Annotated in this window: 20 protein-coding genes; 10 read left to right on the plus strand and 10 right to left on the minus strand. The window is 63.9% G+C overall.

The window, feature by feature from the left end:
- Window positions 1-6 precede the first annotated feature (6 nt).
- Entirely contained in the window at window positions 7-1,047 is a 1,041-nt protein-coding gene (locus tag JQ621_RS03680; RefSeq protein WP_212233035.1) for a DUF2155 domain-containing protein, read from the minus strand.
- 316 nt (window positions 1,048-1,363) lie between these two features.
- Here JQ621_RS03680 and JQ621_RS03685 point away from each other — a divergent pair, with 316 nt between their 5' ends.
- Both JQ621_RS03685 and JQ621_RS03690 read left to right on the plus strand, forming a co-directional pair.
- Complete coding sequence (locus tag JQ621_RS03685; protein ID WP_212233036.1) at window positions 1,364-2,362, plus strand: Na+-dependent transporter; 999 nt, start codon at window positions 1,364-1,366, stop codon at window positions 2,360-2,362.
- Window positions 2,363-2,467: 105 nt separating this feature from the next.
- A complete protein-coding gene (locus tag JQ621_RS03690) occupies window positions 2,468-2,917 on the plus strand; it encodes a c-type cytochrome (protein WP_212233037.1) in 450 nt (149 codons plus the stop codon).
- A gap of 51 nt (window positions 2,918-2,968) precedes the next feature.
- Here JQ621_RS03690 and JQ621_RS03695 read toward each other — a convergent pair whose 3' ends face one another.
- Window positions 2,969-3,907 carry a GlxA family transcriptional regulator gene (locus tag JQ621_RS03695; protein ID WP_212233038.1) on the minus strand — a complete coding sequence of 313 codons (939 nt, stop codon included), beginning with the start codon at window positions 3,905-3,907 and terminating at the stop codon, window positions 2,969-2,971.
- Between the two features lie 90 nt (window positions 3,908-3,997).
- Here JQ621_RS03695 and JQ621_RS03700 point away from each other — a divergent pair, with 90 nt between their 5' ends.
- Window positions 3,998-4,684 (plus strand): DJ-1/PfpI family protein, encoded by a 687-nt coding sequence (locus JQ621_RS03700; RefSeq protein WP_212233039.1) that lies wholly within the window; start codon window positions 3,998-4,000, stop codon window positions 4,682-4,684.
- Between the two features lie 374 nt (window positions 4,685-5,058).
- Here JQ621_RS03700 and JQ621_RS03705 read toward each other — a convergent pair whose 3' ends face one another.
- Window positions 5,059-5,466, minus strand: a complete 408-nt coding sequence (locus tag JQ621_RS03705; protein ID WP_212233040.1) for an NADH:ubiquinone oxidoreductase subunit NDUFA12 — start codon at window positions 5,464-5,466, stop codon at window positions 5,059-5,061.
- Window positions 5,467-5,710: 244 nt separating this feature from the next.
- Between JQ621_RS03705 and JQ621_RS03710 the strand changes: the two genes are divergently transcribed.
- The 3 genes from JQ621_RS03710 to JQ621_RS03720 all read left to right on the plus strand — a co-directional run bounded on the left by JQ621_RS03710 (window position 5,711) and on the right by JQ621_RS03720 (window position 9,371).
- The gene (locus JQ621_RS03710) at window positions 5,711-6,343 is read left to right on the plus strand and encodes a BA14K family protein (protein WP_212233041.1); all 633 of its coding nucleotides are present in this window, start codon (window positions 5,711-5,713) and stop codon (window positions 6,341-6,343) included.
- Between the two features lie 359 nt (window positions 6,344-6,702).
- Window positions 6,703-7,116: a response regulator gene (locus tag JQ621_RS03715; protein ID WP_212233042.1), complete on the plus strand. Its 414-nt coding sequence runs from the start codon at window positions 6,703-6,705 to the stop codon at window positions 7,114-7,116.
- Complete coding sequence (locus JQ621_RS03720) at window positions 7,113-9,371, plus strand: CHASE3 domain-containing protein (protein ID WP_212233043.1); 2,259 nt, start codon at window positions 7,113-7,115, stop codon at window positions 9,369-9,371. The genes JQ621_RS03715 and JQ621_RS03720 overlap by 4 nt, the downstream gene beginning before the upstream one ends.
- A 60-nt stretch (window positions 9,372-9,431) precedes the next feature.
- Here JQ621_RS03720 and JQ621_RS03725 read toward each other — a convergent pair whose 3' ends face one another.
- The 5 genes from JQ621_RS03725 to JQ621_RS03740 all read right to left on the minus strand — a co-directional run bounded on the left by JQ621_RS03725 (window position 9,432) and on the right by JQ621_RS03740 (window position 15,108).
- Complete coding sequence (locus tag JQ621_RS03725; protein ID WP_212233044.1) at window positions 9,432-10,496, minus strand: SphA family protein; 1,065 nt, start codon at window positions 10,494-10,496, stop codon at window positions 9,432-9,434.
- Window positions 10,497-10,664: 168 nt separating this feature from the next.
- Window positions 10,665-13,091, minus strand: coding sequence for an arylsulfatase (locus JQ621_RS03730; RefSeq protein WP_249124635.1), 2,427 nt, complete (start codon window positions 13,089-13,091; stop codon window positions 10,665-10,667).
- Window positions 13,092-13,188: 97 nt separating this feature from the next.
- A complete protein-coding gene (locus JQ621_RS35305) occupies window positions 13,189-13,440 on the minus strand; it encodes a hypothetical protein (protein WP_249124637.1) in 252 nt (83 codons plus the stop codon).
- A gap of 170 nt (window positions 13,441-13,610) precedes the next feature.
- On the minus strand, window positions 13,611-13,955 hold the full coding sequence (locus JQ621_RS03735) for a hypothetical protein (protein ID WP_212233046.1): 345 nt from the start codon (window positions 13,953-13,955) through the stop codon (window positions 13,611-13,613).
- Window positions 13,956-14,211: 256 nt separating this feature from the next.
- Window positions 14,212-15,108: a DMT family transporter gene (locus JQ621_RS03740; RefSeq protein WP_212233047.1), complete on the minus strand. Its 897-nt coding sequence runs from the start codon at window positions 15,106-15,108 to the stop codon at window positions 14,212-14,214.
- A 797-nt stretch (window positions 15,109-15,905) separates the two neighbouring features.
- Between JQ621_RS03740 and JQ621_RS03745 the strand changes: the two genes are divergently transcribed.
- Genes JQ621_RS03745 through JQ621_RS03755 form a run of 3 tightly spaced genes read left to right on the plus strand, consistent with a single transcriptional unit; the run spans window position 15,906 to window position 20,170 of the window.
- Complete coding sequence (locus JQ621_RS03745) at window positions 15,906-19,664, plus strand: vitamin B12-dependent ribonucleotide reductase (RefSeq protein ID WP_212233048.1); 3,759 nt, start codon at window positions 15,906-15,908, stop codon at window positions 19,662-19,664.
- 31 nt (window positions 19,665-19,695) lie between these two features.
- Entirely contained in the window at window positions 19,696-19,941 is a 246-nt protein-coding gene (locus JQ621_RS03750; protein ID WP_212233049.1) for a DUF4160 domain-containing protein, read from the plus strand.
- The gene (locus JQ621_RS03755; protein WP_212233050.1) at window positions 19,922-20,170 is read left to right on the plus strand and encodes a DUF2442 domain-containing protein; all 249 of its coding nucleotides are present in this window, start codon (window positions 19,922-19,924) and stop codon (window positions 20,168-20,170) included. Before JQ621_RS03750 ends, JQ621_RS03755 begins: the two co-directional genes overlap by 20 nt.
- Before the next feature lie 171 nt (window positions 20,171-20,341).
- On the opposite strand, the gene JQ621_RS03760 is transcribed toward JQ621_RS03755, so the two are convergent.
- Complete coding sequence (locus JQ621_RS03760) at window positions 20,342-20,635, minus strand: HdeA/HdeB family chaperone (protein ID WP_212233051.1); 294 nt, start codon at window positions 20,633-20,635, stop codon at window positions 20,342-20,344.
- A gap of 275 nt (window positions 20,636-20,910) precedes the next feature.
- Here JQ621_RS03760 and JQ621_RS03765 point away from each other — a divergent pair, with 275 nt between their 5' ends.
- Complete coding sequence (locus JQ621_RS03765) at window positions 20,911-21,429, plus strand: ParB N-terminal domain-containing protein (protein WP_212233052.1); 519 nt, start codon at window positions 20,911-20,913, stop codon at window positions 21,427-21,429.
- 126 nt (window positions 21,430-21,555) lie between these two features.
- Here JQ621_RS03765 and JQ621_RS03770 read toward each other — a convergent pair whose 3' ends face one another.
- Window positions 21,556-22,119 carry a type 1 glutamine amidotransferase domain-containing protein gene (locus JQ621_RS03770; protein WP_212233053.1) on the minus strand — a complete coding sequence of 188 codons (564 nt, stop codon included), beginning with the start codon at window positions 22,117-22,119 and terminating at the stop codon, window positions 21,556-21,558.
- Window positions 22,120-22,171 lie beyond the last annotated feature (52 nt).

Here is a 22,171-nt window from a genome sequence, read left to right on the forward strand (position 1 = left end):
CGGAGCCTATCGGCTGCCAAACCCGGGAATGCCGAACAGGCCCGGCCGCTGCTCCGGCGGCGGAGGCGGCGGCGGTTGCTGCGGCGGCGGCGGCAGAGGCTGCACCGGACGCTGCTGCACGGCCTGCTTGGGGGCGGCCTTCTTCTGTGCCGGAGGCGGCGGTGGCGGTGCGACCGGCTTGGTCGCGGGATCAGGCGCTGCGGTCGCAATGGTCTGCTGCGGCTCTTTGCAGTCGGTCAGCCAGATGTCGTAAATCGGGTGCTCGACGCCGTGCAGGCCGGGGCTTGCGGCATACATCCAGCCGGAGAAGATCCGCTTGACCTCGCCCTGCAAGGTGATCTCGTCGACCTCGACGAAGGCGTCGGTGTTGGTGGCTTCCGTGGCGGGCCGCGTGTAGCAGGCGTCGGTCTTCACGCGCAGCGCGCCAAACTGCACGGTCTCGCCGATGTCCTCGTCGAAATTGATGATGCGCCCGGTGATCTTGTCGAGGCCGGAGAAGGTCGCCTTCTTGTTCACGATCTTCTGGGCCGGCGGCTCGGTGACGACCTCGTCGCCCGGCTGGAGGCTCGCGGGGGCCTGCGGGACGGCGCCCTGCTGCGTCCCGCCCTTCTGTTGCGGCTGGCGCTGTCCGGGGGCCCCCGGCTGAGCAGGCGCGCCGGGCGGCGCAACCGCCACGGCGGGCGGCTGGTTCTGCGGGACGATGGTGGTGCCCGGCGGCGGTGCCAGCGGTTGGGTCTCGACCGGTCCCGGCAGGGCATTGCCCTGGCGCGGCATCGGGCGCGACGGCAGAACGCGGCCCTGCGGCGGCAGCTCCGGTACCTCTTCGTCGTCGTCGGGGGTCGGCTGCGGTTGCGGCTGCCCGCCGCGAGGGATGCTCCCCGGCGGACGCAGCGGCGGCGGATCGGAGAAGATCGTGCCAATCTGAGCCCGTGCCGGCGTCGCAGCCGTCAGCGCTGTGGCGGCCAACAGCGCCGCAAGACCTGTCAGGGTAATGGTTCGGAACATGATCTCGCGCGGCTTCAACAGCGAATCGGGCTCGTTGGACATTCTACAGGGGATACCGCCGCTCGCAGGCCAACCGGTTAACACGGCGAATACGGCGGGGAAAGGGCGGCATTCCTGCCCTGCCCGCCGCCGTCTGGCCAGACCGGCCCACGGATGGGATAGTTGGCCGGCTTCGCCCCAGGGCCGAGGCAGGCAATGCCCCCGAGAACGACGCCCAATCATCACCAAAACCGGAAACCCCAGGTCGCGCCCCATGCCCGTCGTGCTCGATGTCGATGCCGCCGCCCTCTACAAGGCCCTCCTGGAGCCGGCCGCCCTCCCTTCGAGCTGAAGGCACTGGGCTGACAAATCCATCCGAATGATTTCCGCGCTTCGAACTATCTTCGCGCTTCCCCTCCGTGGCCTGACCTGGCTCGGCGGCCAGGGCACGCGCGCTGTGGCTTCCGTCGTGTTCGTCGCGATGGCGGTGCCGCCGCTCGGCCTGCTGCTGCGGCCCTATATCACCGAGGCGATCCTCTGCCTGCTTTGCATCTCGTTCATGCGCGTCGATCTGGTGGCGCTGTACGGCCATTTGCGCCGGCCGGCGCTGGTGGCAACCGCCACAGTCTGGACCATGGTCGGCGTGCCTGTCATCGTCGGCCTGGTGGCACATGCAAGCGGACTCGTCGAGCGCGCGCCCGGCCTGTCGCTGGCCCTGATCCTGCAGAGCATGGCCTCGCCGATGATGGCAGCCCCGGCGCTCGCAGCCTTGATGGGGCTTGATGCGACGCTCGTGCTGGTGACGCTGGTGAGCGCAACCGCAGTCGTGCCTTTCACCGCGTCGCTGTTTGCGAGCCTTTTCCTTGGCGGCATGCTGAGCATCTCGCCGCTCGCGCTCGGACTGAAGCTGCTCGGCATCCTGGCAGCGTCGCTGCTGGCGGCAACCGCGATCAGGCGGATTTTCGGGGCCGGGGCGATCCAGCGTCACAAGCAGCCGATCGACGGCTTCAACATCATCATCCTCTTCATCTTCGCGTCCGCGATCATGGGCGACGTCGCACACGATGTCGTCGCCGATCCCCTCTTCACGATCGGCATCGCGGCGCTCGCCTTTGCGATCTACTTCACGTTGCTGGCAGTGACGGCCTTGCTGTTCGGCCGCATCGGCACCGAGCGCGCACTCGCGCTCGGACTGATGGTGTCCCAGCGCAATCTCGGCCTGATGCTGGCTGCGACCGCCGGCGCTCTGCCGCCGACGACCTGGCTCTATTTCGCGCTGACGCAGTTTCCGATCCACCTTGCGCCCTACATGCTGATGCCGATCGCGCGACGGCTGACGGCGCGGGCGGACGCGGCCGGTACGACCTCATCAGGCTGACAGCCGTGCCGGGCATCCTCGGAGACGAGTCTTGATGTGCGTCAAGCCGTCGGGGAGCGAAGCGGCTAGTGATTGAGTCCTTACCCGCCGCCGTCGGAGCGCGACATGGTCAAATCTGGTGTGACAAGCTTGGTGACTGTCGGTCTTATCGCTGGTTTCGCCGCCGCGGTTCAGGCTGAAGACCTCGACGTCGGCAAGTCAGAATTCTTGTCGTCGTGCGCGAGCTGTCATGGTGCGGATGCGAGGGGCAAGGGACCGGTGAGCGAGCAGCTCAAAATTCCGCCTCCCGATCTGACAATTCTGGCCAGGAAAAACAACGGCGAATTTCCCGCAAGCGCCGTCTATGAAATCATCGACGGATCGAAAACCATTCCCACTCACGGCAATCGCGAAATGCCGGTTTGGGGCGAGCGGTTCAATCCCATCGTCAACCTGCCGCACTACGTTGATCCGTCTTATTGGGAGAAGGCCGGCCCGGATCAACGTCCTGAGGTCGTCGTGCGCAAGCGCATTCTTTCGGTCATCGATTATCTGAATCGCATTCAGCAAAAGTAGCAACCCACGAGCATACCGGCGCGGCTGCCCTCCTCGATCCAGGCACGTGCCCTACCCCGCCCGCGCCGCCCTCCGCAGAGCCTGCGGCGGCTGGCCGAAGGCGCGAATGAAGGCGCGGCGCATTCTTTCAGGATCGCGGAAGCCGGTCGCTTCCGCCACGCGCTCGATCGCTTCGCGCGAGGACTGCACGCGTTCGCGGGCGGCCTCGATGCGCAACCGCTCGATTGCCTTCGACGGCGTCGTGCCGGTCTCCGCGGCAAATGCACGCGCGAAATGCCGCGCGCTCATGCCGGCGCGATCGGCGAGATTTTCGACCGTCAGCGGCGCGTCGAGATTTTCCCGGGCCCAGGACAACAGCCCGCCGAAGCGGCCGTTCGGCGCCTTCAGTTCCAGCAGCGATGAGAACTGCGACTGGCCGCCGCTGCGGCGATGGTAGAGCACGAGCTGGCGCGCGGTCGCCTGCGCGATGTCCTCGCCATGGTCCTCGGTGATCATCGCGAGCGCAAGATCAATGCCGGCGCTGATGCCCGCCGACGTCCAGACATTGCCGTCGCGGGTGAAGATCTGGTCCGGCTCGAACTTCACCTTGGGATAGCGCGCGACGAAATCGCGCGTCCGGCCCCAATGCGTGGTGGCGCGGCGGCCGTCGAGCAGGCCGGCCTCCGCAAGCACATAGGCGCCCGAGCAGACGCTCGCGATCCGCACGCCGCGCCTGGCCAGCCGCTGCACGAAAGCGAGCGTCGTCTTGCTGCGTGCCGCGTCTCCCACGCCGTCGCCGCCCGCCACGACCAGCGTCGTGATCGTCCTGGCCGACTTGAAATCCTGCGCCATCATCTCGACGCCGGATGAAGAGCGCACCGGCCCCGCGTTCAACGCCAGCACGCGGATGGACAGCGGTTTGCCCGAATAACGTCCGCCGATTTCAAAGGCCGAAATCGGGCCGGCCGCATCGAGCAGCTGGAAGCCGGGGAAGATCAGGATGCCGATCATGTCATGTCCGAAAGCGAGGGAAATACGCCATTTTGGACAGGAGGGCATCATGCCAGACTGCGCCCGTCAAGCTCTTCTTTGGAGGCTCTCATGTCGGCACCGCTCCAGATCGGCCTTTTGGTGTTCCCGCGCGTCACGCAGCTCGACTTCACCGGGCCGTTACAGGTGTTTTCATCCGTCCCCGGCGCGACCGTGCACCTGATCTGGAAGACGCTCGACCCGGTGCCGAGCGATAGCGTGCTGATGCTGACGCCGACGGTGACATTCGCCGACTGCCCGCAGCTGGATGTGATCTGCATTCCCGGCGGCTTCGGCACCGATGCCCTCCTCAATGACGAGGAGACCCTCGACTTCGTGCGCAGGCAGGCCTCGAGCGCGAGGTTCGTCACGTCGGTCTGCACGGGATCGCTGGTGCTGGGCGCGGCAGGTCTTTTGAAAGGCTACAACGCCGCCACCCATTGGAGTGCGATGGACATGCTGGCGCTGTTCGGTGCGACCGCGACGAAAACGCGCGTCTGCATCGATCGAAACCGCGTCACGGGTGGCGGTGTCACCGCGGGAATTGATTTTGCCTTGACATTGGTGTCGCTGCTGGTCGACCGCACCACCGCCGAAGCCGTTCAGCTTCGCCTCGAATACAATCCCGCGCCGCCCTTCAATGCCGGCTCGCCCGAGACTGCGCCGGCCGAGGTGCTTGCGCTGATGAAGGAGCGGGTCGCGCCATTCCAGGCCCGCCGCCTCGATGCCGCCAGGCGCGCTGCCGAGCGCCTGGCTTAGAGAGCCCCAACAGAAAAAGGCCGCTCGGTTTCCCGGGCGGCCTTTCCTGTCTCACGGCGGCGCACATTCTCATCGGGCGATGTCGGAGCTTCCAGACCGGGGGCCTATCTCCCGATCGAGTCCTTCCTCGGCGGCCGCTGCATCTCGGGACAGTCGCGAACTGTTGCCCGAACCGAACGCGATGGTTTCCCATCTCCGCAAGATGGGTTCATTGAGCCCCAACGCGGGCGCTGGCGCAACGTCCGCGCAGGCGGCATCCCCGCTGTTCCCGTTGTCCACAGCAAGATGAACCGGATGCGGGTGCATCCACCGCAATGACAAAGTTCAAACCTGAAAATCTAGCCAGGCGTCCAAACCTAGCCGGGCGTCCGAATCTAGCCTGGAGTCCAAGGCTGGTAGTCGCCCGTCGCCTTGGGACGCTTGCCGCTGGCGAGCGTCGAGCCGGGCGGACGGTAGGCCTTGGCCGTCCCAGTCGGATTCGGCTGGTGCGGCTTCTGCCATTCGCGCGGCTGGTAGTTCTCCTCGGTCGGCGGCACGTCGACGACGTGATGCATCCAGCCGTGCCAACCCGTCGGGATGCGGCTGGCCTCGGCGTAGCCGTTGTAGATCACCCAGCGCCGCTCGAAGCCGAGCGTCGGATCGATCTTGCCGCCGCGGGTGCGGTAGTAGCGGTTGCCCTGCTCGTCCTCACCGACCAGCTCTCCGTACCTGGAGGTCCAGAGTTGCGTGCCAAAGGTCTGGCCGTTCCACCAGGTGAAGAGCTTCAGGAAAAATTGTTTCATGCGGCAAGGGCCCTGCTTCGTGGGGTCCTGATGCCATCGGCAGGGCCAAATGTCCAGTTCGGCCGGTGCGGCCTTGCCCCACGCCAGGCGCGGTGCCCCGGCGCCCGCCGCCGCAGAGCGAGCACAGTCCGTTCATGCCGGGTACAGCGGCCGCGTGAAAATCTGGACATTACGCGCACAGCGGCGTGACCGCCGGAACAACGGCCCCTTCGGCGGGTTTGCTTGCTGGAAAAGGAGTTTGAACATGAGAAACCTGAGAGTTTTGAGCGCTGCCGCAGCGCTGGCACTGGTCCTTCCGGTGGCGACCCCGAGCTTCGCCCAGGGCCGTGGTGGTCACGGCGGTGGCGGCGGCGGCCACGCGATGGGCGGCGGTGGCGGCGGAGCTCACTTCGGTGGCGGCGGTGCGCACTTCGGCGGCGGCGGTGCCCGCATGGGCGGCGGTAACTTTGGTGGCGCCCGGATCGGGGGCGGCGGCGGCAATTTCGCGGCCGTTCGCCAAGGTGGTGGGCCCGCCTTCAACGGTGGTGGTCGCACCTTCGCAGCAGGCGGTGGCCAGTGGAACGGCGGCGGCGGCAACTGGCACGGCGGCGGGTGGCACGGCGGCGGCTGGCATCATCGCGGCGGCGGCTTCTGGCCAGGAGTTGCAGCCGGTGCAGCGGTGGGCGCGCTCGGCTCATACGCCTATTACGGCGGCGGCTACTACAACGAGCCCTATTACTATGGCAACGATGGCTATGACGACGACGGCGTGGCCGTGGCCGTGGTGCCCGACAGTGGCGGTGACTCGCCGGCTTATTGTGCTCAGCGCTACCGGTCCTACGACCCGGCGTCCGGCACTTATCTCGGCTACGACGGCCTGCGCCATCCCTGCCCGTAGGGTCGCCTGAAGAATCATGATGCTTGGGGCGGCGCCGATTGATCGGCGCCGCCCTTGCTTTTGTTCATCGTCGATCGCGCATGACCGGCGACGCTCATCGCCGAGGCGTCCCGTCGCAAGCCATGGAGAGAATGCCAATGTCGCAGGACAGAGCATTTGCTGCTTGCGCGCATCTGCTTCAACCTGTCATTGAAATTCGATGGAATTCATCTTGGCACCCGTCGCAAAACTCCGGAACTCGCAGAGGCGCTATGCATTGCGACGTGCATATCTGTGAGGGTCCAGTCCAAAATTGACCCGGCGTACGATTCGCCTATATCACCAGTCACTGTGGGGTCTTCGACCTACTGGGAAATGTCATGCCGCGTATCCTCGTGGTAGATGACGATCCGATGGTCGGCGCGACCATCGAGGTCCTCCTTCTGCGCCAGGGCTTCGACGTCACGCTGACCGACGGCGGCGAAACAGGGCTTGCTGCGCTGGAAGCGCAGACGTTTGACGTGATGCTGGTTGATATCTTCATGCCGCATATGCGCGGCTTTGAATCCATCCGCATCTTTCACGAACGCGCGCCGTCTGTTCCATTGATAGCCATGTCAGGCTACGCCTTCGCCTCGTCCGCCTCGCCATCCCCGGACTTTCTCCGCATGGCCCTGGAGCTCGGCGCGACGCGCTGCCTGCGCAAGCCTTTCACGCCCGAGGCGCTCCTGACCGCGGTCCGGGAGTCGCTCGGCGAGACGGCGCCACCGAAGGACCGGAAAGAGGCACCTTGATCCCTTCGCAGCGCGTCATTCTCGGTGCTGGACTTGCGATCCTCCTGCTCATCACCGCCGCCTCGATCGGCCTCGACCTCAAATCGCGGTCGGATGCGGCCTGGGTCAATCACACCATCGAGGTGCTGAAGAAGATCTCGGACGTGCGCCTGTGGGTCCGCCGGGCCGAGAGCGCCGCGCGCGGCTACGAGATTTACCGCACCCACGGCTTCGTGGAGGATTTTCAGGCCTCACGGAGCCAGATCGAGCCGGCGCTGGCCGATCTCGAGGTCGCCCTGCGGGACAATCCCGGCCAGCTCAAGCTCTTGGAGGACACTAAGCCACTCATCCTCCGCCGCATCGGGGTCGCCTCCGAAGCGCTGCGGCTGCGCGAGGCCGGCGATAGCGATGGCCTCAACGCGATGCGGGATCGGGCCGAAGGTCGCGGCCTCATGGAGACGCTCACGCAAAACCTTGGGCTGCTGACGGCCGGCGAGGAGAAGCTGCTCGCCGCCCGCGAGGCGGATTCACGCCGGACCGGCATCGTCCTTCTTGGCATCGACGTGATCGGCGCAATGGTGATCCTGCTGCTGGTGGTGATCGTGATGCGCGAAAGCCAGCGCGCCACCGTGCATCTCAAAAGCTCGCTGCTGGAGACCACGGCAGCCAATCAGCAGCTCGAGGCCGCCGTGGCCGAGCGCACCGCTCACCTTGTCACGGCCCATGACGAGTTACGCCTGTCGGTCAACGTGCTGCAAAGCACCTTCCGCAGCATGGCTGAAGCGGTGCTGGTGATCGACGCCGAGGGTAATGTCCTTTTGTCCAATCCGGCCGCGGAGCGCATTCTGCTGCACCGCGCCGGCATGAACCTGCGCAATCTGCGCGCGCTGTCGGATGTGTTCCGTGGCGATGGCGTCACGCCGCTCAAGCCCGACGAGCTGCCGTCGGCGCGCGTGCTGCGCGGCGAGCCGTTCGAAGAGCTCGAGATGATCGTCCGCCCGCACAGCGGCAGCGGCACGCGCCATCTGATGGTCAGCGGCCGGCCGATGCGCGACGGGCAAGGCAACATCTCGGGCGCGGTGCTGGTCTATCACGACGCCACCGCCTCGCGCGAAACCGAGCGGCAATTGCATCAGTCGCAGAAACTCGACTCGATCGGCAAGCTGACCGGCGGCGTCGCGCACGACTTCAACAACATGCTGACCGTGATCTCGGGCAATACCGAGACGCTGGTGGCGGGCCTGAAGGGGCAGCCCGAGCTGCAGCGCACCGCCCGCCTGATCGACGATGCCGCCGAGCGCTGCGCCGAGCTGATCCAGCACCTGCTGTCCTTCGCGCGAAAACAGCCGCTGCAACCGCGCGACGTCGAGATCAACGGCGCCATTTCCGATATCGCCAAACTGCTGCGCCCGACCCTCGGCGAGCAGATCCAGATCGAGACCGTGCTGGAACAGGGGCCGATGACCTCGCACATCGATCCATCGCGCCTCACCAACGCCGTGCTCAACATGGCGATCAACGCCCGCGACGCGATGCCCAGCGGCGGCAAGCTGCTGCTCGAGACCCATCGGGTCGTACTGGACGAAGCCTATGCGCAGGCCAATGCCGACGTCCGGCCCGGTCCCTATGTCATGCTCGCGGTCAGCGACACCGGCACCGGCATGCCGCAGGGCGTGCAGGAGAAGGCGTTCGAGCCGTTCTTCACCACCAAGGAGGTCGGCAAGGGAAGCGGCCTCGGCCTCTCCATGGTCTACGGTTTCGTCAAACAGTCCGGCGGACACATCAAGATCTACAGCGAGGAAGGCCACGGCACCACGATCAAGCTCTATCTGCCGCCGGGCGTAGGCACGGCGGAAGCGGCTGCCCCCGGCGAAATGCGGGCCGAGGGCGGCGCCGAAACCATCTTCATCGTCGAGGACGACCCGCTGGTGCGCAATTTCGTCACAGCGCAGCTCCAGAGCCTCGGCTACAAGACCATCGCCGCCGGCGACAGCAAGGCGGCGCTGCAGATGATCGAGGCCGGCCAGGCCTTCGACCTGCTCTTCACCGACGTCGTTATCCCTGGCGGCATGAGCGGCCGCGTGCTCGCCGAAGAGATCGCCAAGCGCAGACCTGGCCTGAAGGTGCTCTACACCTCCGGCTACACCGACAACGCCATCGTCCATCACGGCAAGCTCGATGACGGCGTGCTGCTCCTGACAAAGCCGTATCGCCGCAACCAGCTTGCGGAGATGATCCGGAAGGCGCTGGGTGATGGCGGGGCGGTCGCGAGTTAGCGCCCGGAATAAACCAGAAAATGTTCTTCCCAAATCCAGACGCCGGTCCGGGTGGCTTTCTTACTTCGAGATATTGTGGCGCGTTGGAGCCACTGTGCTGGCGGGCGCGGCCGGCGAGATCGAGAATGTCAGCCACGTATTCCAGCCGGACGGGCGGTTCGCGGCGTCAAACTCGCCATAGGCCTTCACGTTCAGGTAGCCCTGCATGTCTCCGACCGGAAAGAGATAGCCGAATTGCGGCCCGATGCCGAGAACGCGCGATCGGAATGGGCCGAGAATGGGGTGCTGACCGGAATCGTCCGTGACCTGCTGATAGGCGTATCCGACGAAACCCACGAACGCGTGCTTGGAGAGAAATTTGGAGACTCCCCAGTCGAAATGGAAATCGACGCCACTCTGATACTGCGTGTCGGGGTTCTTGAAGTTGTAGGTGAACCCTGCAACGCCGGAGAATTCCTGCCCGGTGGCGAGATCGAGGTATGTGTAACCACCGCCTCCGTCGATGGCGCCGTGACCGATGCCCGTGTTCGCAAGACGGGTCGATTGATAATCTCCGACGGGAATGTCGCCGGTGACGTAGGTCATCCAGTTGTGCACGCCGCTGTGCCACTTCAGCGACGCCACGGGATAGAGATCGCCGACCGACACCAGCGTGTCGGAGAGACTGCCGGTTCGGGTCGTGCCGAACGGGCCCACATTGGTGGTCAGCGTTCCATCAAGGCCGACGGCACTTCGCGCGAATGTGCCGGTAAGCCCCACAGCCAGTTGACCGCCCATCACGGGCGTGCCGAACGTATAGGTCGGCGCAAGGATCAAAATATCGGCTTGCGCATTGAGGCTCGCGTTCAGGCTCACGTTGACCGTCGCCGGAAGCTTGCCAACCGTAATCTCTCGAGACGCAGCGATACCGCCCGAGCCGGCGACGGACGTGTGGTAATAAACGGTGCCTAGCGACCAGCCCGGCGTGATCGGCAAGGCCGCAAGGCTCCCGAACTGTCCCGGAAGCCAGAACGAGATGCCATTTTCGTCGGCGCGGACGCTTTGACAGGAGGCAGCCAGCAAGCCCAGGCAGACGAGACTGGTTCTCAGCCACGCGCCTTGTGATGTCGAACTGACGCGTTGCATTGCTTCCTCACCTCCGACCACCATTGCCGATTATTCCCGCACCGTTCGATCTGCAATGCAATGCCGCTCACCTTGAACGTCGAAACAACGTCTTAAGTGGCGCATTAATGTCACAGGCCCTCGGCTGCAAGAATCTGCGGAGAGGCTGCCCGCGATCAGCGCGACTGCTCAATCGGACAAACCTTTCTTCAACATCGCCGCCTTGCGACCCTCTACGGCTTCTTCACTGTCGGCCTTTTTCATTTCCTTCAACTCGATCGTCACCTGGCTGATTTTGCCGGAGAATTTGAACGGCACCTTGTAGGCTTCGGTTACAGGAGTACCTTCGTCGGCACCGACATCCGCGCCTTCGTCCGCCGAGAAGCCGCAGCATTGCGTGCGATCGATCCGACCCGTGGCAACACTCTTGCCGTTCACAAACAGCGTGCCGACGCCGCCCTTGCCGATGCCGCCGCCGTCATAGGCGAACTCGAAGCGGATCGTGGATTTCCCTGCAGGCAAAGCCTGCTGGGCGGCTATCGTGAATCGCTGGAGACCAAGGAAATTGTAGGTGTAAGTTGGTTTGCCGTCCTTCAGGTACAGGCTCCAGCCGCCGAACCTGCCGGCCTGCGCAAGGATAGCGCCGCTGGCGCCGGCTGCCGGAATCTCGATATCGGCCGTGATCGCATGCGAGCGGTTCTTCGTGTTGATGAACACATTCTCCGACATGCCAAGCATGCCCTCGTGCACCGTCAGCGAGGTGCGGCCGGCCATCAAGTCGGGGCGCCCGACGAGGGCCGGGTTCAGTCGCTCCAGCGTGCGGTCGTCGAGCGGCAGTACCGAGTACTTGATGGCTTCCTTGAGGAAGAGGTCCTGAAGCTCTTTCAGTTTGTCCGGGTTGTTAGCTGCCAGATCGTTCGCCAGGCTGAAGTCCGACCGCGTATCATACAGTTCCCAGACATCCTGCTCGAGCGGCCTGCGATTCTTGGTTTCCCACGCCGCCCGGTGAATCGTGCCGGCCAACCAGCCGTCACTATAGATCGCGCGGTTGCCGAAGATCTCGAAGTACTGGGTCGTATGCGGACTGGAAGCGCCGGGATTGGCAAAGCTGTAAGCCATGCTCACGCCTTCGATCGGCGTTTGCACCGTTCCGTTCACGCTCTTCGGCTCGGGAATCTTCGTGGCTTCCAGGATCGTCGGTACGATATCGATCACGTGGTGCCATTGCGAGCGCACCTCGCCCTTCGCCGCAATGCCCTTGGGCCAGTGGACGACCATGCCGTTGCGCGTGCCGCCATAGCTCGAAGCCACCTGCTTCGTCCATGTGAAGGGGGTGTCGCCTGCGACGGCCCAGCCGGCAGCATAGTGGCTGTATGTCGTCGGGCTGCCGAGCTCGTCGTAGTGCTTGAGAATGTCCTGGACGCTCTCCTGCACGCCGTTGAAGTAGGTCATCTCGTTGAACAGCCCGTTCATGCCGCCTTCCGCACTCGCGCCGTTGTCGCCGACGATGTAGAAGATCAACGTGTTGTCGAGTTGACCGGTGGCTTTGACGGCATCGACGAGACGGCCAATTTCGGTGTCGGCGTATTCGCCAAAGCCGGCGAATACCTCCATCTGGCGAGCGAACAGCTTCCTTTCGTCAGCGCTCAGCGCGGCCCAATCCTTGATGGCTTCCGGCTTGGGCGCGAGCTTCGTCCCCGACGGCACCACGCCGAGCTTGATCTGGCGGGCCAGCGTCTCCTCGCGCAGCTTGTCCCAGCCCTGATCGAACTTGCCTTTGTACTTGGCGATCCATTCCTTCGGCACGTGATGCGGTGCATGGGTCGCGCCCGGTGCGAAGTACATGAAGAACGGCTTATCGGGCGTCAGCGACTTCTGGTACTGCATCCAGTCGATCGCCTTGTTGGTCATATCAGTCATGAAATTGTAGTTGGGATCTTTCGACGGCTCGACCTGAGTCATGCCGTCATAAATCAGCGGAGCCCATTGGTTGGTCTCGCCGCCCATGAAGCCGTAGAACTTGTCGAAGCCCTGGCGGGTCGGCCAGCGATCCGTCGGACCCGAGGGGCTTACTTCCCATGCCGCGGTCTCGTGGTTCTTGCCGAAATGGGCGGTGCTGTAACCGTTCAGCCTCAGCATCTCCGCGATGGTGGCAACGCTGTTGGGCCGCTGCCCGGTCTGCCCGGGAAAGGTCGTCGCGGTTTCAGCGATCGATCCAAAGTTGTTCATGTGATGATTGCGGCCGCTCAACAGCGCCGAGCGCGTCGGCGAACAGAGCGCGGTCGTATGGAACTCGTTGTAGCGCAAGCCTTCATTTGCGAGCTTCTCCACCGTCGGCATGCGGATCGGGCCGCCAAAGGCACCCGACTGGCCGAAACCCATGTCGTCGATCAGCACGATGAGCACGTTTGGAGCACTGGGAGGCGCTTTGACCTCGAAGCGCGGCGGCGGCGTTGCATTGCGGGCGTCGAAGACCGTGCTGTGCGGATATTCAGGCTCGGGAATCGGCAGCACGGTGCGGTCGGTCGGCAGCACGACCGCAGGCGGAGCAGCTTGCTGGGCATTCGCCGGAATTGGCAGCAGCGCGATCAGGGACAGCGCGGCGACCGCAGCCATTATATGTCTCATGTCAGCGACCTCAGCAAAAGACGGGGAAATGAATTGAAGGCGCGGGATACTCTTTCCGATGGACTGGCAGCAGTTGGATGTCGGCTCAGCGCCGACCGGCACGATTGACAGGACCGCCGCGGTTCATCGGAGTTCCCACGGCCCCTACTCCGGGGGTAGCCACGGCGCGCGCGACCGGCCGCGGCCGGAGCACGACTCCGGGCCTGACGATGCATCCAACGGGATAGTCGACATATTGGCAGTAAACGACCGCATTCGCGGTCTCCGTACTTAGGGCCACGATGCCGGCGACCAACCCAGTTGTCAGGAATGCAGACAGTGCAAGCGAAGGTTTCATCGTGGCGCCCTCCATTTTTGATTGCCTAATTTACCCGGTCGGACCGGCACCTTGTTGAGGCACATCAAGCATTTCAATGGCGATCGTCACCTCATGGTCTTGGATGGTCAGAAGGATGATGAGAGGTGAGACGAATAGCGATGGCTCCGCTGCCTTGTTGCGGCTACGCCTTATTGTGAAGCGGTTGGGACGCGTTGTAGGGAGATGAGGCGACCCATCGCGCGTAGCTGGTCTAGCGTCTTACCATAGCAGTCCAGGCCCGCCGGGCGATCAGAGGGGGCCACCAGTACGCGCGCGGCATTCAATGTCGCGTTGAGTCTTCCACCCTGGCCTTGGTAAACCGCCTCACCGTTCTCTTTGACGGTGTGGACATAGCCGACGACCCATGCCTTGGCATTTTGGCTCCAGCACATGATCTCCATCGGAACGTCTTGCGGAAAGGTTTGCGCGACCGATGCGGTAGGCACAATCATCACTGACGCAATCGCGAACATTCCCAAGAAGTGTTTTGTCATCGTTCATTCCCAGCGGACGGTTTCTCCTGCGAAGCTTGTTATCGTCGTCTCGAGAGAACCTTGAGATATGTCAACAAAAGCAGAAGTCGCGTGCTGCGATCAAAGATGATCGCGCCGATCGCGACTGGATGCAGGGCCCGCAAGCCGCGATCTTGCAAAACCGAAGGGCTGTCGTTGGCACATCTCGAGTCAGGTCGGCAGGATTCACCACGAGCCGGTAAACTCCTTCCCGAGGCCAAGCAGCCCGGCCGCGGATCTATCGCGTCGCCAGCACCACCGCGGCGAGCGTGAAGATCAGCCCGGCGATCTGCCCTGCCCCGAGCGGCTCGTGCAGCGCGAGCGCGGATGCGACGACGCCGATGACGGGCACTGCCATCGTCCCGATCGCAGCGACCGAGGCCGGCAGGCGCGCGAGCGCTGCGAACCAGCTGACATAGGCGATGCAGAACTGCACCACGGTGGAATAGATCAGCAGCCACCAGCCTGTTGGAGTCACCTTGTCCAGATGCGTGGTCTCGACAAGAAGGCCAATGACCGAGATCGGCAGGCAGCCGATGCCGATCTGCCAGGCCGCGGCCGTGATCGGCGGCAGATGGATCGGGTATTTTTTCGAGAACACCGTGCCGACGGCAAAGCCGAACGCGCCGCCCAGCACCATGACGATGCCCGGCAGCTTCTCCACGCTGGCGGCAATGCCGTTGCCGCCCATGATCGAGGCGAGCCCCGCAAAGGCCATCACCAGCCCCAGCGTGCGCAGCACCGTCGGCCGCTCCCCGAGCACGGGCCAGGCGATCAGTGAGGCCCAGACCGGCATGGTGTAGGCGATCAGCGCGGCTTCACTCGCCGGCAGCCAGAGCAGCGCCAGTCCCATCAGCACCATCCAGCCCGTGACGTTGAGCATGGCCGCCGTCATCAGCCGCGGCCAGATGGCGGACGCTACCTTCAGGCTGTCGCCGCGCACCAGCGCGAACAGCGCCAGCAGCCCGGCGCCGAGCACGCCGGTGACGCCGCGAAGGGTGAGCGGCGGCAGCTCGCCGATCAGGAATTTCGTCACCGGCCAGTTGAAGCCCCAGCCGATCGAGGTGATCGCGAGGAACATCAGGCCGGCCGGGGCGATGCGTGGCCGCATCGCCGGTTTGGTTGAATCAAGCATTGGGTGGTCCGGCAAAATCGAGCTTCAGCTTGGCGTGGATTCGCCCCCGCCGCCACCACCGCGGCGGGCATGCCTGCCCCGAGCTTCCGTACCCGTACGTGAGTCCCGCTGACGCAATCCCGATCCCGAAAAATATACCTGCCCTGTGAACATCGGGATGAAGCATCCGTATCGTCACGGGATGCGAATTTTTTTGGTTGGGAATCCCTGAGGACTCACTGATACTTGGCTCAAGACAGGCGCGGGCTTGGCCCCCTGTTATCCCCCGCAATCCACCATATTTAGTATTTGATTCAGGAACTCGCACTAGTTCTTGACGGGCGCAACGGAGAGTCCTAGCTTTCGATCCGTTCGGCGCGAGTGAGTTTGCGTCCCGCCGGCACTCCCCCAAAGGGTCCGCAGAACTGCACTCCGCCAAGCCAGACGAAGGCAGCGGGAGAAGGGCTTGTCTGCCCGCGGACAGCGGACTCCTGGGGCGCCAGAACGGGCCGGCAACAGGCTCGGAAGGCAGAGTTCACGCTGGTGCCGAATGGCACGAGCGTGACGTGAAGAGTAGCGGCGTTGTGGGGCGTTTGAACGCATGTCGGGCTCATCCCCTTGGGGGCGGACGGACCTGGACATGCCGGCGGATGAGAGGTGCAAGCACCCGACATCCCCGGGAGAAACTGGGCCGGAAACCACCGGCTGAACTGCGAAGCCTTTGGGCCGATGAGGCCGTCGGAGGAATCGCGAATTGAAATAGCGACCCGGGCGCCTTGCGGAGGCAGTTCGGTCAAAGACAAGGACGGGGCAAGACGATGCGGATTGAGCGGCGCCACACCACTTCGGGACAGTCACCTTACGCCGGGATCGAATTCCGGCTGACCACGTCGGAGATCAGGAATCCCGACGGCTCGGTCGTGTTTAAAATGGACGGCGTCGAGGTCCCGACCGAATGGTCGCAGGTCGCCTCCGACGTGCTCGCCCAGAAATACTTCCGCAAAGCCGGCGTCGCCGCGCGCCTGAAGAAGGTCGAGGAGGAATCCGTCCCCTCGTTCCTGTGGCGCTCCGTGCCCGATACCGACGCCCTCGCCGCCCTGCCCGAGAAGGAGCGCTATGTCAGCGAGATCTCGTCCAAGCAGGTGTTCGACCGCCTCGCCGGCTGCTGGACCTATTGGGGCTGGAAGGGCGGCTATTTCTCGTCGGACGAAGACGCGCAGGCCTTCTATGACGAGCTCCGCTACATGCTCGCCATGCAGATGGTCGCGCCGAACTCGCCGCAATGGTTCAACACCGGCCTGCACTGGGCCTATGGCATCGATGGCCCCGGCCAGGGCCACTATTACGTCGACCCCTTCACCGGCAAGCTGACCAAGTCCAAGTCGGCCTATGAGCATCCGCAGCCGCACGCCTGCTTCATCCAGGGCGTCGGCGACGACCTCGTCAACGAGGGCGGCATCATGGACCTCTGGGTCCGCGAAGCCCGCCTGTTCAAATACGGCTCCGGCACCGGCTCCAATTTCTCGCGTTTGCGCGGCGAGGGTGAGAAACTCTCGGGCGGCGGCCGCTCCTCGGGCCTGATGAGCTTCCTCAAGATCGGCGACCGCGCCGCCGGCGCGATCAAGTCGGGTGGCACGACGCGCAGAGCCGCCAAGATGGTCGTCGTCGACGTCGATCACCCCGATATCGAGACCTATATCGACTGGAAGGTGAAGGAGGAGCAGAAGGTCGCAGCCCTCGTCACCGGCTCCAAAATCAACCAGAAGCACCTCAAGGTGGTGCTGAAGGCCTGCGTGAACTGCGAAGGCTCGGGCGACGATTGCTTCGACCCCGAGAAGAACCCGGCGCTCCGCCGCGAGATCAAGCTCGCGCGCCGCAGCCTCGTGCCTGACAATTACATCAAGCGCGTCATTCAGTTCGCCAAGCAGGGCTACAAGGACATCCAGTTCGACGTCTACGACACCGACTGGGATAGCGAAGCCTACCTCACGGTGTCAGGCCAGAACTCCAACAACTCGGTCTCGCTGCGGGACGATTTCCTGCGCGCCGTCGAAACCGATGGCGACTGGAACCTGACTGCCCGCACCTCCAAGAAGGTGACGAAGACGCTGAAGGCGCGCGACCTCTGGGAAAAGATCGGCTACGCCGCCTGGGCGTCGGCCGACCCGGGCCTGCACTTCAACACCACCATGAACGACTGGCACACCTGCAAGGCCTCCGGCGACATCCGCGCGTCCAATCCGTGCTCTGAATACATGTTCCTGGACGACACCGCCTGCAACCTTGCCTCGGCGAACCTGCTGACGTTCTACGACATCGAGGCCAAGCGCTTCGACGTCGAGGGTTACGAGCATCTCTGCCGCTTGTGGACCATCGTGCTCGAAATCTCCGTGATGATGGCGCAGTTCCCGTCGAAGGCGATCGCCGAGCTCTCCTACGAGTTCCGCACGCTCGGCCTCGGCTACGCCAATATCGGCGGCCTCCTGATGACCATGGGCCTGTCCTATGACAGCAAGGAAGGCCGCGCGCTCTGCGGCGCGCTGACCGCCGTCATGACCGGCATCACCTACAAGACCTCGGCGGAAATGGCGGCCGAGCTCGGCACCTTCCCGGGCTACAAGAAGAACGCCCAGCACATGCTGCGCGTGATCCGCAACCACCGCCGCGCCGCCCACGGCCAGTCCAACGGCTACGAGGCGCTCAGCGTCAACCCGGTGCCGCTCGACCTCGTCTCCTGCCCGCAGGCCGACCTGGTCGCGCATGCGCAGGCTGCCTGGGATGCGGCGCTCGAGCTCGGCGAGGTCAACGGCTATCGCAACGCCCAGACCACGGTGATCGCGCCGACAGGCACGATCGGCCTCGTCATGGATTGCGACACCACCGGCATCGAGCCTGATTTCGCGCTGGTGAAGTTCAAGAAGCTCGCCGGCGGCGGCTACTTCAAGATCATCAATCGCGCGGTCCCCGCGGCGCTGCGCGCGCTCGGCTATCGCGAGAGCGAGATCGCGGAGATCGAAGCCTACGCCGTCGGCCACGGCTCGCTCTCCAACGCCCCCGGCATCAACGCCTCGACCCTCAAGGCGAAAGGCTTCACCGACGAAGCCATCGCCAAGGTCGAAAAGGCCCTGCCGACCGCCTTCGACATCAAGTTCGCCTTCAACAAGTGGACGTTTGGCGAAGACTTCATCCGCGACCAGCTCGGCATCGGCGCGGAAGCCATTGCCGCGCCCGGCTTCGACCTGCTCCAGGCCGTCGGCTTCACCAAGCGCGAGATCGAGGCGGCCAACGTCCACATCTGCGGCGCGATGACGGTGGAAGGTGCCCCGCACCTGAAGGCCGAGCACTATTCGGTGTTCGACTGCGCCAATCCCTGCGGCAAGATCGGCAAGCGGTACCTCTCGGTCGAGAGCCACATCCGCATGATGGCGGCAGCGCAGCCCTTCATCTCCGGTGCGATCTCCAAGACCATCAACATGCCGAACGACGCCACCGTGGAGGACTGCAAGTCCGCCTACATGCTGTCGTGGAAGCTCGCGCTGAAGGCCAACGCGCTCTATCGCGACGGCTCCAAGCTCAGCCAGCCGCTCAACTCGCAGCTCATCAGCGATGACGAGGACGAGGACGATGCGGTCGAGCTGCTGCACGAGAAGCCGATGGCGGCGCGGACCACCCAGGTGGCCGAAAAGGTCGTCGAGAAGCTGGTCGAGCGCATCATCGTGATGCGCGAGCGCGAGAAGATGCCGGACCGTCGCAAGGGCTACACCCAGAAGGCGGTCGTCGGCGGCCACAAGGTCTACCTGCGCACCGGCGAATATGACGACGGCCGTCTCGGCGAGATCTTCATCGACATGCACAAGGAAGGCGCGGCCTTGCGCTCCTTCATCAACAACTTCGCCATCGCGGTGTCGCTCGGCCTGCAATACGGCGTGCCGCTCGACGAATATGTCGACGCCTTTACCTTCACCCGCTTCGAGCCGGCGGGCCCCGTGCAGGGCAACGACAGCATCAAATACGCGACCTCGATCCTCGACTACGTCTTCCGCGAGCTCGCGGTGAGCTACATGTCGCGCTTCGATCTCGCCCATGTCGATCCGACCGAGTCGAATTTCGACGCGCTCGGCAAGGGCGTGGAAGAAGGCAAGGAGCCGGAGGAGCCCCACCACGCCAACAAGCTGGTGTCGCGCGGCCTCACCCGCTCCCGCACCGACAACCTCGTGGTGATGCGCGGCGGCTCCGCCGCGGTCGTCTCCGGCAGCGACAACGCTCCGTCAGGCGGTAGCAAGGTCACCGCGCTGGCCTCGCACGGCGCACGGGTCGGCGATGTCCTCGAAGGCGCCGTCGCCTTGAAGCAGGAAGTGAGCCACGACCTCTCGCCCACCGAGAAGCTGGAAGCCCTCCAGTGGAGCAAGGCCGGAGCCGCGCAAGCCGCAGCCCCCAGCAAGGCCGAGCGCCGCGCCGAAGCCAAGGCCAAGGGCTACGAAGGCGAGATGTGCAGCGAGTGCGGCAACTTCACGCTGGTGCGGAATGGCACGTGTATGAAGTGCGATACTTGCGGCAGCACGACGGGATGTAGCTGATCCGAACAGCGCAAGCCGCCCGGAGGCCTCGATGCCAGTTGCATTACGCCAGGGCGGCTTGCGCTACTACTTCTTCTCGAACGAGGGGCAGCCGCCCGAGCTGCCCCATATTCATGTCAAAGGTGGCGGCCGGGACGCCAAGATCTGGCTTGAACCTGCCATATCAATAGCCGACAGTTATGGCTTCAATCCGCGGGAACTTTCGAATATCCTGCAAGTCGTCGAGAGTAATCGCGATCTTCTCCTGAAGGCATGGCATGACCATTTCGGCAACTAGCGTTCGCTTCGACGAACACACGATGTGGGTCGAACTGTCCGACGGCCGGACACTCGGTGTCCCGCTCGCATGGTTTCCTCGCCTGCTGCATGCAACGCCCAGCGAACGCGAACAGGTCGAGCTCAGCCGCGTCGGACTGCACTGGGAAGCGCTTGACGAAGATATCTCCATTGTCGGCCTTCTCGCAGGACGCGGTGACGTCACGAGATCCACCGAGCATGCGGCATAGTGCGGGAGCGATGATAGGCTTCGCAAAGGCTCAATCCATTCTCATGCACTAGCTCGTAGGGTGGATTAGCCGAAGGCGTAATCCACCTCTTTTTTCGCGGCGACAAAGGTGGTGGGTTACGCTTCGCTAACCCACCCTACGAGCCAGGCCGGCGCCACGCGATACTCACTCCTATTTCGCAGCGCCAATCGCATCCATCAGCGGCATGTCACGATGAGTTTCGCAGAAGCGCGAGAGCTTGTTGCCGTTTCGCTCCACGGCCTGCACGTCGACGACGGGGTTGTTCTGGCGACCCGCGTAGAAGCCCGCCAGCCAGACGTTCACGGTCCGCGTATGGGTGATGCGCTGGGTGAGATATTGATCGCAGGTGATCTTGGAAACGTCGATCGTCACCTGGGCGTCCGCTTGCGCGACCATCAGGATCACGGCAGGAATTCCGGCGAAGGTCGCTCTTGACGGGAACATGATCTCTCCTCTCGACGAATGCCGCGAGGTTCACGTCCTGGCGCGTCATCGTCTTGATTCAGATCAAGAAGCTATGGTTCGTAGGATGGGTTTGCCCTTGCGAAACCCATCCTGTCGCGACGACTATTGATGGGTTTCGCTATCGCTCAACCCGTCCTACGCGCTCATCAACACCCAGCCACCGAATTTGCCTTTGCGGTCGCGCCCTTCCCTCCTACACTCCCGCCCCCCACCAGCATCGGTTCCGACGGTCCCGGTAGAAGCGGAGTTAAGTCATGCCCAAACCGGAAAGCTTCCCGATCGAGACAATCTTCGTTCCCACCAAGCAGAAGAAAGCCCTCAAGCCCGAGATCGTGGCGGAGATCGCGGAAAGCATGCTCGACATCGGGCAGCAGACGCCCATTTCCATCAGGCGCGACGGAGACCGGCTCGTTCTGGTCGAGGGACTGCATCGGCTGGAGGCCTGCAAGGCGCTCGGCGAGACGACCATTCTCGGTGTCCTTGTCACGGCCGAGCCTGCTCAATACAAGCCGCACCTCGCTGAACGACCCGAAGTCGAGGCCGAGCGCATCAAGATGGCGCGATTGAAACAGTTGCGCCTGGAGAAGGAAGCCGCGGAGGCATCGAATTCTGCATTGAAGGGCGTGAGCGCAACGGACGCGTCGCGCACCCGTCCGGCCAAAGGCGTCCGCGAGCATCCGAAGGCATCACCGGGCCGGATGGCGAAATCGCCACCGAAAAAAACATTGTCGGATTGGATCACGCAGCAAAAGGGCACCGGCGGCCGCTATTGATGGGCGGATTGGCTGGTAGGGTGGATTAGCGAAGCGTAATCCACCACACGTCTCGTTTCCGGGACGAACGGCGGTGGGTTACGCCTTGCGGCTAACCCACCCAACGCGCTGCATCGTCACCGCAAATTACGCCGCGCTGCTGCGCTGCATGTGACGCCCCTCCTTCACCTCCTCGATGATCTTGGCGCTGAAAGCCTTGAGGTCACCGGGGTTGCGCGAGGTGATAACGCCCTGGTCCACCACGACCTCCGAATCCTCCCACTTCGCCCCGGCATTGGCGATGTCGGTCTTGATCGATTTGTAGGACGTCATCCTGCGGCCCTTCGCGATCCCCGTCTCGACCAGCAGCCAGGGCGCATGACAGACCGCGGCAACGACCTTCTTGGCGTCGAAGACGCTTTTGATGAATTGAAGCGCCTTGGGCTCGACACGCAGCAGATCGGGATTGATCTGACCGCCGGGCAGCACGAGCGCGTCGTAGTCGCCGGCCGAGGCCTGATCGAGGGTCTTGTCGACCTTGACGGGGCGGCCCCAGTCCTTCGCGTCCCAGCCCTTGATCTCGCCGGCTTGCGGCGAAATGATCTCGACGGTCGCACCGGCCGCCTTGAGCGCATCGCGCGGCACTTCGAGTTCCGATTGCTCGAAGCCGTTGGTCGCCAGAATGGCAATCTTTTTCCCGGACAGTTCCATCCGTGTCTCCATTGATCGTGAGGTGATGCCGATCAATGGCGTGCCTTCGCAT

Source organism: Bradyrhizobium manausense, assembly GCF_018129685.1.
Classification (GTDB): Bacteria; Pseudomonadota; Alphaproteobacteria; order Rhizobiales; family Xanthobacteraceae; genus Bradyrhizobium; species Bradyrhizobium manausense_D.